This is a genomic window from Acidiferrimicrobium sp. IK (assembly GCF_025499425.1).
GTDB lineage: Bacteria > Actinomycetota > Acidimicrobiia > Acidimicrobiales > Palsa-688 > Acidiferrimicrobium.
The window spans coordinates 161600-175216 of the sequence record NZ_JAIMCB010000001.1 but is presented as its reverse complement, the minus strand read 5'-3'; the positions used below and the strand labels follow the sequence as shown (position 1 = coordinate 175216).

Here is a 13617-nt window from a genome sequence, read left to right as displayed (position 1 = left end):
TCCTCCCCCATCCCGCAAGTGCGGGCCTCGGTGGTCATATTCACACTCCGAGCACGAGTGCCCATCCGCGACCGACTCCCGTGCCAAGCTATCGAACATTGACGTCGAAGTCAACGTCAGGCCAGACTGAGGCGATCGGGTACGGTCCACCGGCGGCGGTTGCCGTTGGTACGTCCAGGGAGGGAGACACGGGTGGAGCTCAAAGCAGGATCGCGCTGGCGCAGCGCAGTGTGTGACACTGAGGTGATCGCGGTGCGGGCCCCGAGCGGGCCGGTGACGTTGTCCTGCGGCGGGGCGGAGATGGCGGCCCACGGGGCGGAGGCTCCGGCGGGAGCGCTGCTCGACGGGGCGTGGAGCAACCGGACGGTGCTCGGCAAACGCTACACGGATCCTTCTGGCACCCTCGAGCTGCTCTGCACAAAGGGCGGGGCGGGCAGCCTGGCGGTCGACGGCGTCGCCCTGGCCCTCAAAGACGCCAAACCGTTGCCGTCCTCCGACTGAGCAGGGAGCCCGCACCATGCCCGACGCCGCCGGCCGCCCGCTTCCGCTGCTCACCATCGACAACGCCTTCTTCTGGGCGTCGGGGAGCGACGGGAGGTTGCGGCTGCAGCGCTGCGGTGACTGCGGCCAGCTCCGTTTCCCGGTCGCCCCGATCTGCCCGTACTGCCACTCGACGGTCACCGAGATCGCCGAGCTGTCAGGACGGGCCACGGTGGTGGGCAGCACCGTCAACCATCAGCAGTGGAGCCCGGCGCTGGTCCCCCCGTACTCCATCGCGGTGGTCGCCCTCGAGGACGACCCGCGGATCCGCCTCACCACCAACATCACCGGCTGCCCACCCGACGAGGTCCGCCTGGGCCTGCGGGTGGCGGTCCACTTCGAGCAGCTCGAGGACGGCGTGTGGCTGCCGCTGTTCTCCCCGACCGGCGACGCCGACGGTGACTGGCACGTCCCAGAACCAGAGGAGGCGCCGGCGCGCGGCGGGCGGGGCACCGGCGAGCGTTTCGAGGCCAAGGCGGCCATCACCGGCATCGGGATGTCACAAGTCGGGCGCCGCCTGATGCGCCCACCGCTGGCGCTGACCGTCGAGGCGGCGCTGGCCGCCGTCGAGGACGCCGGCTTGGGGCTGGAGGACATCGACGGGCTGAGCACCTATCCCGGAGGGCCGGGGATGGGAGGTCACAGCGAGGGCGGCACGACACCGCTCATCGAGGCGCTGCGCCTGCAGCCGACGTGGATCAACGGCGGCGGCGAGACGCCCGGCCAGATCGGGGCGCTGATCGCGGCGATGATGGCGGTGGGGTCGGGCCTGTGCCGCCATGTGCTGGTGTTCCGGACGGTGTGGGAGGCCACCCACGCGGCGATGCTGCGTAGCGGCGCGTTCGCCCCCGAACCCGGGCGGGCGTCGGGGTTCATGGAGGGCCGGCTGCCTTACGGCGCGTTCTCCGCGGCCAACTGGATCGCCATCGCCGCGTCCCAGCACTTCGCTCGTTTCGGCACGACCAGGGAACAGCTCGGGGCCATCGCCCTCAACGCCCGGCGCAACGCGGCGCTCAACCCGGCGGCGGTGTACAAGGACCCGCTGACCATGGAGGAGTACCTCTCGGCCCGCATGGTGAGCACTCCCTTCGGCCTCTACGACTGCGACGTGCCCTGCGACGGAGCAGTGGCGGTGGTGGTTTCGGCCCGCGACGCCGCACGCGACCTGCGCCGGCCGGCGGTGCTCGTCGACGCGGTCGGCACCCAGATCGCAGACCGGGTGTCGTGGGATCAGGGGACGCTGACCCACGAACCGCAGGTGGTCGGCCCGGCCCGCCACCTGTGGAACCGCACCGAGCTCACGAAGGCCGATGTCGACGTCGCACTGCTCTACGACGGTTTCAGCTTCAACTGCCTGAGCTGGATCGAGGCGTTCGGGTTCTGCGGGATCGGGGAGGGAGGCCCGTTCGTCGAGGGCGGCCGGCGCATCGCCCTCGACGGCGAGCTGCCCCTCAACCCCAACGGCGGGCAGCTGTCGGGTGGCCGCCTCCACGGCTACGGCTTCGTGCACGAGGCGGTCGTACAGCTACGCGGCGACGGCGGCGAGCGGCAGGTCCGTGGGGCGGAGGTGGCGCTCGTCGCGACCGGCGGCGGGGTCCCCGGCGGCTGCGCCCTGTTCACCACCGACCGCTGAGAGATCACCGCCCCGGCGGGGCGCAGTCGTAACCGCCCCGGCGGGTCGCCGTTACCGCCCCGGCGGGGCGCAGTCGTAACCGCCCCGGCGGGTCGCCGTTACCGCCCCGGCGGGGAGCAGTCGTTACCGCCCCGGCGGGGCGTGGCGGTCCAGGAACGAGTACACGTCGGTCAGCTCCACGCCCGGGAACGGGTTGAAGGTGACGGTGTCGGTCGGCAGCCCCGACACGAAGTGGCTGTGGTCCCGGGCGGAGGGCCACGCCGCGCCGGACCACCGGCGTACCGCGTCGGGCGACGGCGCTCGACAGCAGCTGGGGTCCGGGCAGCGCGACACCTGCCGGCGGGTGGTGTCCGAGCCGCGGAACCAGTGGGCGTGCTCGGCGGTGGTGCCGACGGTGACCGCGTCTCCCCGGCCGGGGTCGACCTCGATGTGGGTGACGCACCAAAAGGCGCCCACCGCGGTGTCGGTCCACTGGTAGTGCAGGGAGTAGGAGTCCTCGGACTCGAAGGCCTGGCGGGCGCTCCACCACCGGCACACCCGCTGCCCTTCGATGGTGCCGTCGGCGTCGGCGGGGAGCAGGACACCGTCGTTTTCGTACGCCTTCCACAGAACGCCTTCGGGGTCGGAGCGCTGGAAGTGGATGGGGATCTCGAAGTGGCGGGTGATCAGGTTGGTCAAGCGGTGGGCGGCCATCTCGTAGGAGATGTAGAAGACCTCGCTCAGGTCCTCGACGGAGATGTCCTCCCGGCGCTTGGCGTCGCCGAGCAGCGACACCGCGGCCGGTTCAGGGGCGAGGAGGGCGCCGGCGTAGTAGTTCGCCTCGACCCGCTGGCGGACGTAGCCCTCGAAGTCGGCCGGGTCTTTGTGACCGAGGGCGAAGTGGCCGAGGGTCTGGGCGATCACCGAGCGGGCGGTGCGGTTGCTGGCGTTGTTGCGTTGCGGGACGTAGATGACCCGGTTGCGCACATCGGTCACCGACCGGGCCGAGGGCGGCACGTCTTGCACCCGGGCGATGGTGAAGCCGTAGTAGGCGGCCACGTCGGTCAGGTTGCGCTCCGACACGGTGCCCGGCCCGGTGTAGCCGACCGCCTCAAGCGCGGCGGTGGTCTCCTTCTCGATCTCCTCGAAGTAGTTGTCGCGCCGGCGCATCTCGTGGCGCATGGCGGCGTTGGCGGCCCGGGCGCCGAGGCCGGGTGGGGGCGCCGCGACGCCTGAGGCTCCCCCTGCCCCGGCCGCCACCGCGGCGGAAAGCGCCCGGACCCGGTCGAAGAGGGTGACGAGGTGCTCGAGGGTGGCGTCGTCGATCTTGGCCGACGGCCGCAGGTGGGGCAGGCGCAGTTCGGCGTAGCGGGGGTCCTCCTGCATGTGGGCCAGGGTGATCTCCAGCTCGGCGCGCCGGTTGGGGGGGCTGGTGTCGAGCAGGTCCGACGCCCTGCAGCCGAGGGCTTCCGCCAGCTGGTGGACCGTCGACAGGCGCGGCTCGCGGTGACCGTTCTCCAGCTGCGACAGGTACGACGGCGGCCGGCCGATCGCCGCGCCGAGGGCGTCGAGGGTCAGATCGGCCTGCCGGCGGAAGTGCCGGAGCCGGTGCCCGAACACCAGAGAGTCGAGAGATGCGGTGCCCATGGCCGAAATATTAGCGATTCTTTACACCAGACGCAATGTCAGGCACTGTTTTGTTGACCAGCTCCTCGAAATTTCTCCATACTTGACAGTAGTTCGCTCCTGTAGAGGATCTGATGCCCGACACCACCGCTTCCGACAACCGCACTGCCATCACCCCCCACCCCCTCGCCGAGCGGGTCCTCACCCCGGAGGCGGTGGGCTTCTTGGTCGACCTCCACGACCGCTTCGACGGCCGACGCCGTGAGCTGCTGGCGGCCCGGGCGGAGCTCCAGGCTCGCTTCGACGCCGGGGAGCGCCCCGACTTCCTGGCGGAGACCGCCGCCATCCGCTCCGGCGACTGGCAGGTCCCCGAGGCGCCCAAGGCCCTCGCCGACCGGCGGGTGGAGATCACCGGCCCGGTCGAGCGCAAGATGATGATCAACGCCCTCAACTCGGGAGCCAAGGTGTTCATGGCCGACCTCGAGGACGCCAACTCCCCGACGTGGGACAACGTGGTCACCGGCCAGGTCAACCTGCAAGACGCGGTCCGCCGGACCATCGAGATCACCGGCGGGGAGAAGGAGTACCGCCTCAACCCCGACATCGCCACCCTGCTGGTGCGGCCTCGCGGCTGGCACCTGCCGGAGCGGCACTTCCTCGTCGACGGCGAGCCCGTCTCCGCTTCCCTGTTCGACTTCGGACTGCACGTGTTCCACAACGGGCGGGAGTCGCTGTCGCGGGGTGAGGGGCCGTTCTTCTACCTGCCCAAGCTCGAGGGCCACCTCGAGGCCCGGCTCTGGAACGACGTCATGTTCGCGGCCGAAGACGCCCTCGGCCTGGACCGGGGATCGATCCGGGCGACGGTGCTGATCGAGACCATCACCGCGGCGTTCGAGATGGACGAGATCCTCTACGAGCTGCGCGACCACATCACCGGCCTCAACGCCGGCCGGTGGGACTACATCTTCAGCGTCGCCAAGCGCTTCAACCAGGACCCGGCGTTCGTCCTGCCGGACCGGTCGCAGGTGACCATGACCACCCCGTTCATGCGGGCCTACACCGAGCTGCTGGTGAAGACCTGCCACGCTCGCGGCGCCCACGCCATCGGGGGCATGTCGGCGTTCATCCCCAACAGCCGCAAGCCCGACGTCACCGAAGCGGCGCTGGCCAAGGTCACCGACGACAAAAAGCGCGAGGCCGGCGACGGCTTCGACGGCACCTGGGTGGCGCATCCGGGCATGGTGGCCACCGCGATGGCAGAGTTCGATGCGGTCCTCGGAACCGCCCCCAACCAGCTGGACCGCCAACGCCCGGAGGTGGAGGTCACCGCCGCCGACCTTCTCACCGTCGACGCGCCCGACGGTTCGATCACCAATGCCGGCTTGCACACCAACTTGTCGGTCGGCATCCGGTACCTGGCGTCGTGGTTGTCGGGCACGGGCGCGGCCGGCATCGACGACTTGATGGAGGACGCCGCCACCGCGGAGATCTCCCGGGCCCAGGTGTGGCAGTGGATTCACCACCACCGCCGCCTCGAGGACGGCACTCCGGTAACCGCGGAGTTGGTCCGCTCCCAGCTCGACGGCTTGATCGACGGCTTGATCAGCGCCGGAGGGCCGATGGGCGACCCCGACCTCCTGGCCAAGGCCCGGGGGGTGTTCGAGCAGGTAGCGCTGGCCGAGCGGTTCGAGACGTTCCTCACGCTGCCCGCCTACCAGCTCCTCCCCTAGCCGCACCGTTCACCGTCCGCCGTTTCCCGAGCACCACCGAGTAGTCACCCGACCCCGAGCAGCACCCGAAAGGAAGCACCCGAGCAATGAGCACGCCTCCCACTTCCAACTCCTCCGCCTTCGACGCCGCCGTCGCCGAGCTGGAGAAAGACTGGGCCACCAACCCCCGCTGGAACGGTATCGAGCGCCCCTACAGCGCCGCGGACGTCGTGCGCCTCCGCGGCTCGCTCAACGTCGAGCACACCGTGGCCCGTCATGGCGCCGAGCGCCTGTGGCAGCTGCTCGGGTCCGAGGACTACGTCAACGCCCTCGGCGCCATGACCGGCGGCCAGGCCGTCGAGCAGGTCAAGGCCGGGCTGAAGGCGATCTACCTCTCGGGCTGGCAGGTCGCGGCGGACGCCAACCTGTCGGAGCAGGTGTACCCCGACCAGAGCCTGTACGCCGCGAACAGCGTGCCGACCGTGGTCCGCCGGATCAACAACGCGCTGCGACGCGCCGACCAGATCGAGTGGGCCGAGGCCCACGCGGCGTCCAAGGACAGCCACGACGGCGAGCACCGCGAGTGGATGGTCCCGATCGTCGCCGACGCCGAGGCCGGCTTCGGCGGCGCCCTCAACGCCTACGAGCTCATGAAGGGCATGATCGAGGCCGGCGCGGCCGGCGTGCACTTCGAGGATCAGCTGTCCTCCGAGAAGAAGTGCGGGCACATGGGCGGCAAGGTCCTGATCCCCACCGCCCAGCACGTCCGGACCCTCGTCGCCGCCCGCCTGGCCGCGGATGTGGCCGGGGTGCCGACCCTGGTCGTGGCCCGCACCGACTCCCTGGGCGCCAACCTGCTGACCAGCGACGTCGACCCCCGGGATCAGGCGTTCACCACCGGCGAGCGTTCGGCGGAGGGCTTCTACCGGGTGACCCCGTCGCTCGACGCGGCCATCGCCCGGGGCTTGGCCTACGCGCCGTTCTCGGACCTCATCTGGTGCGAGACCTCGACGCCCGACCTCGACGAGGCCCGCCGCTTCGCCGAGGCCATCCGCGCCGAGTTCCCCGACAAGATGCTGGCGTACAACTGCTCGCCGTCGTTCAACTGGAAGCGTCACCTCGACGACGAGACCATCGCCCGGTTCCAAAAGGAGCTCGGGGCCATGGGCTACCGGTTCCAGTTCATCACCCTCGCCGGCTGGCACGCCCTCAACGAGTCGATGTTCGAGCTGGCCCGGGGTTACGCGGCCAGCGGGATGACCGCCTACGTCGAGCTGCAGCAGCGGGAGTTCTCGATGGAGGCCGACGGCTACACCGCCACCCGCCACCAGCGGGAGGTCGGCGCCGGCTACTTCGACGACGTCCTGTCCACCATCACCGCCGGAGCGTCCAGCACCCTCGCCCTCACCGGTTCCACCGAAGAGGCGCAGTTCGAAGCCAGCAAGTAGCACCTGACGCTCGAGGCGGGCAGGGGCGGGGCCACCACGGCCCCGCCCCTGTGCTGTCTATGGTTGGGGAAATGAGCGGTCCGCCGGCTGCGCCGGATCCCGACAATTGGCCTCTCCGCGTCGAGGAGGAGACCCTCCCCGACGGCCGTCGCATCACCTTCTATTCCCGGGCGCCCACTCCCGAACCCCCCGGCGACGAGCCGCCCGACGACGAGCCGGCCGGGCGGTGACCGAACGGCGCTACGACCCCACCACCGGCGAGTGGGTGGTCGTCTCCACCAACCGCCAGGACCGCACCTACCTGCCGGGCGGCCTCCCCGATGGCGCGGCCTGCCCGCTGTGCCCGACCCGCCCCGGCGGTCCGGTCACGGAGATCCCCCGGTCCCGCTTCGAGATGGCGGTTTTCGACAACCGCTTCCCTGCTCTCACCCGCGACCCGCCGCGGCCGTCGGTGCCGGGCAGCGCGTTGACGCCGGTCGCCCCCGCCGCCGGCGCGTGCGAGGTGGTGGTCTACAGCGACGACCACGACGCCTCCCTGGCGTCGCTAGGCGCGCCCCGGGCCCGGACTCTCGTGGAGGTGTGGGCGGCGCGCACCGCAGCGCTCCGAGAGCGGCCGGAGGTCGCCTACGTGATGCCCTTCGAGAACCGCGGCGCCGAAGTGGGCGTCACCCTGTCCCACCCGCACGGCCAGATCTACGCCTACCCCGACATCCCGCCCCGCCCGGCGCTCGAGCTGCGAACCGCCCGGCGCCACCACCAAAAGCACGGGAGCTGCGTGTGGTGCGACCTGGTCGCGCAGGAGGCCGGCGGCCCCCGCCAGGTCGCGGCGGGAGGAGAGTGGCTGGCGGTGGTCCCGTTTTGGGCCCGCTTCCCGTACCAGGTGGAGCTGTGGCCCCGCCGTCACGCCACGGACGTGGTCGATCTGACCCCGACCGAGCGAGCCGGCCTGGCCCGGCTGCTGGTGGAGGTGCTCGAGGCCTACGACAGGCTGTGGGATTTCCCGCTGCCCTATGTCATGGCGCTGCACCAGCGCCCGACCGACGGCGGCGACTGGGAAACGGTGAGCCACCTGCACGTCGAGCTCAGCCCGCCGCACCGCAGCGCGACCAAGCTCAAGCATCTGGCCGGCAGCGAGCTGGCCGGCGGGGCGTTCCTGACCGACGTCGCCCCGGAGGACGCGGCGGCTCAGCTTCGGGCCGCTCGGCACCGCTGACGCCGGCGCCCGCGCGGGCAGCGCGGCGCGTTCTGCGGCACAGGCGCCGTTGCCTATGCCGCAGAAAGCAGCGTGTCTCCCAAGGGGAGATTGGCGCACAGCACGACCGACTCGCGCAGCGAGCCGTCGAGCATGGTGCGGTAGATGTCCACCGTGCCGGTGGCACTGTGGTGGACGACGGCCCACGGAGAGGTGCGCCCGTCGCGCACCGCTGCGAGCGCGGTGTCGGTGGCCGGGGCGCACACCCAGCATGGACCGGTCCGGCCGGGAAGGGCGAGGACCAAGTAGCGCTTGGTGTGATCGTCGGCCACAGCAGCGCGAAGCCCGGCAACGACGAGGTCCTCTCGGACCTTCAACGACGGTGGCGCTGCGATAGTCATGAACGCCTCCCTTCTCTGTCCATTGCGGGCCTTCGCTTCACCGGCGTTGAGTGATGCATCGGCATTGCCGGCAGAAGGTTGACCACAAATTTGCGGTGGCGGCCCGAGGGTGATGCCCCGAAGTGTGCCAGCGAGCCCCGAACCGGTGGTGGATGCCCGGCCGGGCAGCGGTCAGCCGGCTTGCACGCCCCAGGTTGCGAGGAGCGGCCGGCCCGGTTCGAGGATCCGGCGGCCGTCCCCGCTCGCCAGCAGGTTGGCCGGACCGGTCATCGGTTCGACCGCGAGACCCCGCCGGCGCCGGGCGGCGTCTCCCAGGGTGTCGCCGCTGTAGACCTGCAGGTGGGTGAACGCCTCGTCCACCCACAACGTCACCCGCCGGCCGGTCCCGGCCGGCCCCTGGAGCACGACGCGGGCCCGGCCGTCGCCGTCCCTGGTGAGGCCGGTGAGCGGCAGGTCGAGGTGGCGGTCGCCGACCGCCCGCCCGGAGCGGTAGTCGTCGGGGCCGCTGTCGACGGGGTGGCGGCCGGTCGGCAAGCCCCGCCCGTCGACGTCGTAGGCCTGCGTCGCGGGCAGCGTCAAGCGGCAATCGTCGACCAGGCCTCCGAAGGCGTGCAGGTACGGGTGGAACCCGATCCCGAACGGGGCGTCCCCGCTCGATCGGTTGGTCACGGCGGTGGCCACGCTGAGGCCGTCGTCGTCCAGGCGGTAGGTGATGGTCACGTCGAGGGTCCACGGGTAGCCGGGCTCCGCGGCGAGACGGTGGGCCATCGTCGCCCACGACGTGCCGGCGTCGGCCGCCTGCCACGCCGACCAGCGCGCCAGCCCGTGGATCGCCGTGCCCGTCGCCGGCTCGCTGATCGCCACCTGGTGGGTCTGCCCCTCCCAGTCGTAGCGGCCGTCGGCCAGGCGGTTGGGCCACGGCAGCAGAGGCTGGCCGCGGCCGCCGGAGCACATCTCGGGCTCGGAGTAGCCGTCGATGACCGGCACACCGGCCACCTCGTAGCTGCGCAACCCGCCTCCGACCTCGACGACGACGGCACGCTGGTCACCATGGACCAGCACGACCTGGCGGCCCGAAGGCACGAGTGGATCCATCCCGCCGAGACTACGCAGCCCGGCGCCCGACCCGGCCGCTCACCCGGCCCGGTCGACCGGTCTCGCCGGGCCGGCCCCGCCATCGGCCGGTCTCGCCGGTTCAGGACGATCAGCGGGCCGGCGGGGACCTTCGGCCCTCCGGCAGGTTGCGGGCGGTAACGGATCATGGAGCAGGACTCGACTCAGGAGGGCGAGATGACAAGGACCGCCATGAAGGGGGCCGTGGTTGTCGGTGTCGACGGCTCGGCGCCGAGCGAGGCTGCGCTGCGCTGGGCGTGTGACGAGGCGGCCCGCCGGAAGGTGGACGTCGTCGCGGTATTCGTCGCCCCGGTCTTCGTGCCGAGCGAGTGGGGCAACGTGGTGGCGCCGCCGGAGGCGGAGGGCCAACGGATGCTCGAGGACATGGTCCGGCGGGTCCCTCACGACGGCGTCACCGTCCACCGGGTCGTCCGGGTCGCGCCTCCGGTGCTCTCGCTGCGCGCCGAGGCGGTCCGCCACGACGCGTCGCTGCTGGTCGTCGGCCGGCGAGGCGCCGGCCGTCTGCGCCGCCTCGTTATCGGCTCGGTGAGCGCCGGGCTGGCCCAGAACCCGGTGCGTCCGCTGATCATCGTGCCGAGCATCGACGGGCAGCCGCCCGCACCGCTGGGGCCCTCCAGCCGCATCCTGGTCGGCGTCGACGGGTCGGCCCCGTCGCTGGTGGCCCTCCGATGGGCGGCCGAGGAGGCCGAACGGCGCGACACCACCGCCGAGGCGGTCTACGCGTGGTCGTTCCCCCACCTCGACCTGCTGCCGCTGCTGCCCCCGACCCACGACAACGTGACGGTCCTGCACGCCCGAGCCAAGGAGGCCCTCGCCCACGAGCTGGCCGAGCTGCCGCCGCGGTACCGGGAGCGGGTGGAGCCCAGGCTGCGCAAGGGTGATGCCGCCGAGGTGCTGCTGCGCCTCGCCAGCAAGGCCGACCTGGTCGTCGTCGGCACGAGAGGGCAGGGATTCGTCCGCCAGCACGTGCTGGGCTCGACCAGCAACGCCGTGTTGCACCACTGCAAGGCGGCGCTGGCGGTCATCCCCTCCGGCGAGCACGTCGATGCCGGCGAGCACGCGGGGACTGACGCCCTCGGCGAGCCCGGCGCGTTGGCCGGCTCCGACCTGGCCCACTGACCTCCCCCCGGCCTCGACGGCGAGGAGAGGGCCACCTGCGCACATCCAGGGACCTTCGCCTCCTGTCGGACGGGTCCGCCAGGCGGGACGCTGATGGCGACAAGAGTCGATCAGAGGGTTCCTCTGGAAAGTGAGCGCGTGACCATGACGGTACGGGTTGGCATCAACGGTTTCGGCCGAATGGGACGGGCGCTGCTGCGCGCCTCCCTGCAACGGGATCTGGGGATCGACGTGGTCGCGGTCAACGAGCTGGGCTCGCTGCCGACGATGGTCGGCCTGCTCCGCCGCGACACCGTCTACGGCCGCCTCGACCGCCAGGTCGTGGTGACCGACGGCGGCTTCGAGGTGGACAAGGCGGCGGTGCGATGGAGCAGCGAGAAGGACCCCGCGGCCATCGACTGGGACGGCGTGGACGTGGTGGTCGAGTCCACCGGCCACTTCCACACCCGCGACGCCGCGGCCGCCCACCTGCGCCCCGGCGTGAAGCGGGTCGTGGTGTCAGCCCCCTGCAGCGACGCCGACTTGACCGTCGTCCTCGGCGTCAACGACGACCAGCTGGACCCCGGCCGGCACCAGGTGATCTCCAACGCATCGTGCACCACCAACTGCCTGGCCCCGATGATGAAGGTGCTCTCGGAGTCCTTCGGGGTCGAGCAGGGCCTGATCACCACCATCCACGCCTACACCGGCGACCAAAACCTGGTCGACGGGCCGCACAAGGACCCCCGCCGGGCCCGGGCCGCCGCGCTCAACATCGTGCCCACCTCGACCGGAGCGGCGCGCGCCACGGGGCTGGTCCTCCCTGCCATGAAGGGACGCCTGGACGGCAAGGCGGTGCGGGTGCCGGTGGCCGACGGGTCGCTCACCGACCTGGTCGCGTTGGTGTCGAGGCCGGTGACCGTCGAGGAGATCAACCAGGCCTTCGCGGCCGCCGCGGCCGGACCGCTGGCGGGCATCATCGAGTACAGCGACGAGCCGCTGGTGTCCTCCGACATCGTCGGCGCCGACGCGTCGTGCGTGTTCGACTCCGAGCTGACCATGGCGTCGGACCGGTTGGTCAAGGTGTTCGGCTGGTATGACAACGAGTGGGGCTACGCCAACCGCCTCGGGCAGGTCGCGGCGCTCGCGGGGCGGGACTGACCGCTCGGCCCCGGCAGGCCGGGGGCCCGGCGGGGCGGGCGGCGCTTCGAGGTCCACTTGACCACTGAGGGCCGTGGACAACTGGACGTCGAGCGGGGAAAGCCAGCGGCGGCCGGCCCGCCGGCGGCCGCCGCGGCGGTCCTCAGCTCGTCGGGGGCACGATCAGCACCGGGCGATGGGTGTGTTCCGCCACCTGGTGGCTGGTGCTGCCGAGGAGCAGCTCAGGGAAGCCTCCGACGCCGCGGCTGCCGATGACGATGACATCGACCTCCTCGTTCTCCGCAGTGCCGAGTATCACCGGCACCGGCGCCCCGTCGGCCAGAACCGTCCGGTGGGGGACGCCGGCCTCGGCCAGCGACTGGCACCATTCGGTCTCGAACGCCTTGCGGATCTCGTCGCGATGGCCCTGGCTCGGCATGGGGGCACCGCCGCCGAGGTGGGTCAGCAACCCGACCGCGTGGACCGCGACGACCTCGGCGCCGAACTGGCGGGCCAGCAAGATGCCCCAGTCCAAGGCTCGCTGGCCGTTCGCGGAACCGTCGACGGCGACGAGGATCCTCTCCATCTTCAGGGTCATGATGCCGGTGCCTCCTTGGTCAGGCCGCTGCGGTACCGCTCGATGCGGTCGGTTCCTGCGCCTCCCGACGACGCCGGCTCCGGGCGGTAGTCCTCGCCTACCAGGCGGGCTGCGCACGCGCCGACAGACAGCTGCACCGCGTGGGGGTTGTAGCCGCCTTCGAGGAACAGCACGAGGCGGCGGGCGGGCGCCATGTCCATGACCCGCCCGGTCAGGTCGGCGAAGTCCGCGGCGGTGAGCCCCATGTTGCCGAGCAGGTCGTCTCGGTGCGCGTCGAAGCCGGCGGAGACGAGCAGCCAGTCCGGGGCGAAGCGCTCGACCTCGGGGGCGACGACCTCGTCGAAGAGGCCGAGGTAGGCCGGGGCGCACGAGCGGGGCGGCAGCGGGAGGTTGAGGGTGGTGCCGGCGCCCGGGCCGTGGCCTCGTTCCTCGAAGCGCCCGCTGCCGGGGTAGAGGGGCCACTGGTGGATGGAGATGTAGAGCACCGACGGGTGCTCCCAGAAGATGTCCTGGGTGCCGTTGCCGTGGTGGACGTCCCAGTCGACGATCGCTACTCGTTCGCCTCTCTCCGCGAGCGCGGCCGCGGCGACCGCCACGTTGTTGACCAGGCAGAAGCCCATCCCGCTGTCGCGGGTGGCGTGGTGGCCCGGCGGGCGGCCGAGCACAAACGCGGCGTCGCCCTGCCCGGCGGCCAGGGCGTCGACGGCCGCCAGCCCGGAGCCGGCGGTGTAGCACGCGGTGGTCCAGGACCCGCTGCTCAAGACGGTGTCGGGATCGAGGGGCCCGCCTCCGGCGGCGCAAAAGTCGGCGACGGAGTCGAGGTAGCGCTCGTCGTGGGCGCGGCTCAGCTCTTGGTTGGTGGCTCTCCGAGGGGTGAGGCAGACGCTGGCCTCGGCCACCGCTGGGCGGTCCAGCGCGGCGACCGCCCCGTCGAGGCGTTCGCGGCTCTCCGGGTGCTCAGGGCCGGTGTCATGGCGATCGAGCTCGGGGTGCGCGCCGATCAGCAGCATGCGATGAGGCTTCCAGGCTTCGGCGGGTGACGCCAGGGGCGAAGGTCCCGTTTCGAACGTCGCGGTGGGCATATCGGGACCTTCGGCCCTTCGGGCCGCGCCGCCGGAC

General features: G+C 71.7%; 13 protein-coding genes. 8 read left to right on the top strand and 5 right to left on the bottom strand.

Annotated features, from left to right (window positions below; translation table 11 throughout):
* The first annotated feature begins 192 nt into the window (after positions 1-192).
* Positions 193-501 carry a hypothetical protein gene (locus tag K6U06_RS00815; RefSeq protein WP_262319982.1) on the top strand — a complete coding sequence of 103 codons (309 nt, stop codon included), beginning with the start codon at positions 193-195 and terminating at the stop codon, positions 499-501.
* A 16-nt stretch (positions 502-517) separates the two neighbouring features.
* On the top strand, positions 518-2173 hold the full coding sequence (locus K6U06_RS00810; protein WP_262319981.1) for a thiolase C-terminal domain-containing protein: 1656 nt from the start codon (positions 518-520) through the stop codon (positions 2171-2173).
* Between the two features lie 123 nt (positions 2174-2296).
* Here K6U06_RS00810 and K6U06_RS00805 read toward each other — a convergent pair whose 3' ends face one another.
* Complete coding sequence (locus K6U06_RS00805; RefSeq protein WP_262319980.1) at positions 2297-3799, bottom strand: helix-turn-helix domain-containing protein; 1503 nt, start codon at positions 3797-3799, stop codon at positions 2297-2299.
* A gap of 113 nt (positions 3800-3912) precedes the next feature.
* Between K6U06_RS00805 and aceB the strand changes: the two genes are divergently transcribed.
* From aceB to galT, 4 genes are all read left to right on the top strand, one after another.
* Complete coding sequence (gene aceB / locus K6U06_RS00800) at positions 3913-5508, top strand: malate synthase A (RefSeq protein ID WP_262319979.1); 1596 nt, start codon at positions 3913-3915, stop codon at positions 5506-5508.
* Positions 5509-5594: 86 nt separating this feature from the next.
* Entirely contained in the window at positions 5595-6935 is a 1341-nt protein-coding gene (gene aceA, locus K6U06_RS00795; RefSeq protein WP_262319978.1) for an isocitrate lyase, read from the top strand.
* Positions 6936-7006: 71 nt separating this feature from the next.
* Positions 7007-7165: a hypothetical protein gene (locus K6U06_RS00790; RefSeq protein WP_262319977.1), complete on the top strand. Its 159-nt coding sequence runs from the start codon at positions 7007-7009 to the stop codon at positions 7163-7165.
* Positions 7162-8148: a galactose-1-phosphate uridylyltransferase gene (galT, locus tag K6U06_RS00785; RefSeq protein WP_262319976.1), complete on the top strand. Its 987-nt coding sequence runs from the start codon at positions 7162-7164 to the stop codon at positions 8146-8148. The genes K6U06_RS00790 and galT overlap by 4 nt, the downstream gene beginning before the upstream one ends.
* Before the next feature lie 53 nt (positions 8149-8201).
* Here the strand turns inward: galT and K6U06_RS00780 are convergent, their stop codons facing one another.
* Together K6U06_RS00780 and K6U06_RS00775 are read right to left on the bottom strand one after the other, a co-directional pair.
* The gene (locus K6U06_RS00780; RefSeq protein ID WP_262319975.1) at positions 8202-8528 is read right to left on the bottom strand and encodes a hypothetical protein; all 327 of its coding nucleotides are present in this window, start codon (positions 8526-8528) and stop codon (positions 8202-8204) included.
* Between the two features lie 171 nt (positions 8529-8699).
* On the bottom strand, positions 8700-9623 hold the full coding sequence (locus K6U06_RS00775) for an aldose 1-epimerase family protein (RefSeq protein ID WP_262319974.1): 924 nt from the start codon (positions 9621-9623) through the stop codon (positions 8700-8702).
* Between the two features lie 195 nt (positions 9624-9818).
* Here K6U06_RS00775 and K6U06_RS00770 point away from each other — a divergent pair, with 195 nt between their 5' ends.
* Together K6U06_RS00770 and gap are read left to right on the top strand one after the other, a co-directional pair.
* Entirely contained in the window at positions 9819-10781 is a 963-nt protein-coding gene (locus tag K6U06_RS00770) for a universal stress protein (RefSeq protein WP_262319973.1), read from the top strand.
* A gap of 144 nt (positions 10782-10925) precedes the next feature.
* A complete protein-coding gene (gene gap, locus K6U06_RS00765; protein ID WP_262320486.1) occupies positions 10926-11921 on the top strand; it encodes a type I glyceraldehyde-3-phosphate dehydrogenase in 996 nt (331 codons plus the stop codon).
* Between the two features lie 142 nt (positions 11922-12063).
* On the opposite strand, the gene K6U06_RS00760 is transcribed toward gap, so the two are convergent.
* Positions 12064-12498 (bottom strand): universal stress protein, encoded by a 435-nt coding sequence (locus K6U06_RS00760; RefSeq protein ID WP_262319972.1) that lies wholly within the window; start codon positions 12496-12498, stop codon positions 12064-12066.
* Entirely contained in the window at positions 12495-13508 is a 1014-nt protein-coding gene (locus K6U06_RS00755) for a histone deacetylase (RefSeq protein WP_262319971.1), read from the bottom strand. The genes K6U06_RS00760 and K6U06_RS00755 overlap by 4 nt, the downstream gene beginning before the upstream one ends.
* Positions 13509-13617 lie beyond the last annotated feature (109 nt).

What these genes read in the sequence shown, in the direction of transcription:
- K6U06_RS00810 (WP_262319981.1), top strand. Translation starts at nt 518, where the DNA reads ATGCCCGACGCCGCCGGCCGCCCGCTTCCGCTGCTCACCATCGACAAC.
- K6U06_RS00805 (WP_262319980.1), bottom strand. Translation starts at nt 3,799, where the DNA reads ATGGGCACCGCATCTCTCGACTCTCTGGTGTTCGGGCACCGGCTCCGG.
- aceB (WP_262319979.1), top strand. Translation starts at nt 3,913, where the DNA reads ATGCCCGACACCACCGCTTCCGACAACCGCACTGCCATCACCCCCCAC.
- aceA (WP_262319978.1), top strand. Translation starts at nt 5,595, where the DNA reads ATGAGCACGCCTCCCACTTCCAACTCCTCCGCCTTCGACGCCGCCGTC.
- K6U06_RS00790 (WP_262319977.1), top strand. Translation starts at nt 7,007, where the DNA reads ATGAGCGGTCCGCCGGCTGCGCCGGATCCCGACAATTGGCCTCTCCGC.
- K6U06_RS00780 (WP_262319975.1), bottom strand. Translation starts at nt 8,528, where the DNA reads ATGACTATCGCAGCGCCACCGTCGTTGAAGGTCCGAGAGGACCTCGTC.
- K6U06_RS00775 (WP_262319974.1), bottom strand. Translation starts at nt 9,623, where the DNA reads ATGGATCCACTCGTGCCTTCGGGCCGCCAGGTCGTGCTGGTCCATGGT.
- K6U06_RS00770 (WP_262319973.1), top strand. Translation starts at nt 9,819, where the DNA reads ATGACAAGGACCGCCATGAAGGGGGCCGTGGTTGTCGGTGTCGACGGC.
- gap (WP_262320486.1), top strand. Translation starts at nt 10,926, where the DNA reads ATGACGGTACGGGTTGGCATCAACGGTTTCGGCCGAATGGGACGGGCG.
- K6U06_RS00760 (WP_262319972.1), bottom strand. Translation starts at nt 12,498, where the DNA reads ATGACCCTGAAGATGGAGAGGATCCTCGTCGCCGTCGACGGTTCCGCG.
- K6U06_RS00755 (WP_262319971.1), bottom strand. Translation starts at nt 13,508, where the DNA reads ATGCTGCTGATCGGCGCGCACCCCGAGCTCGATCGCCATGACACCGGC.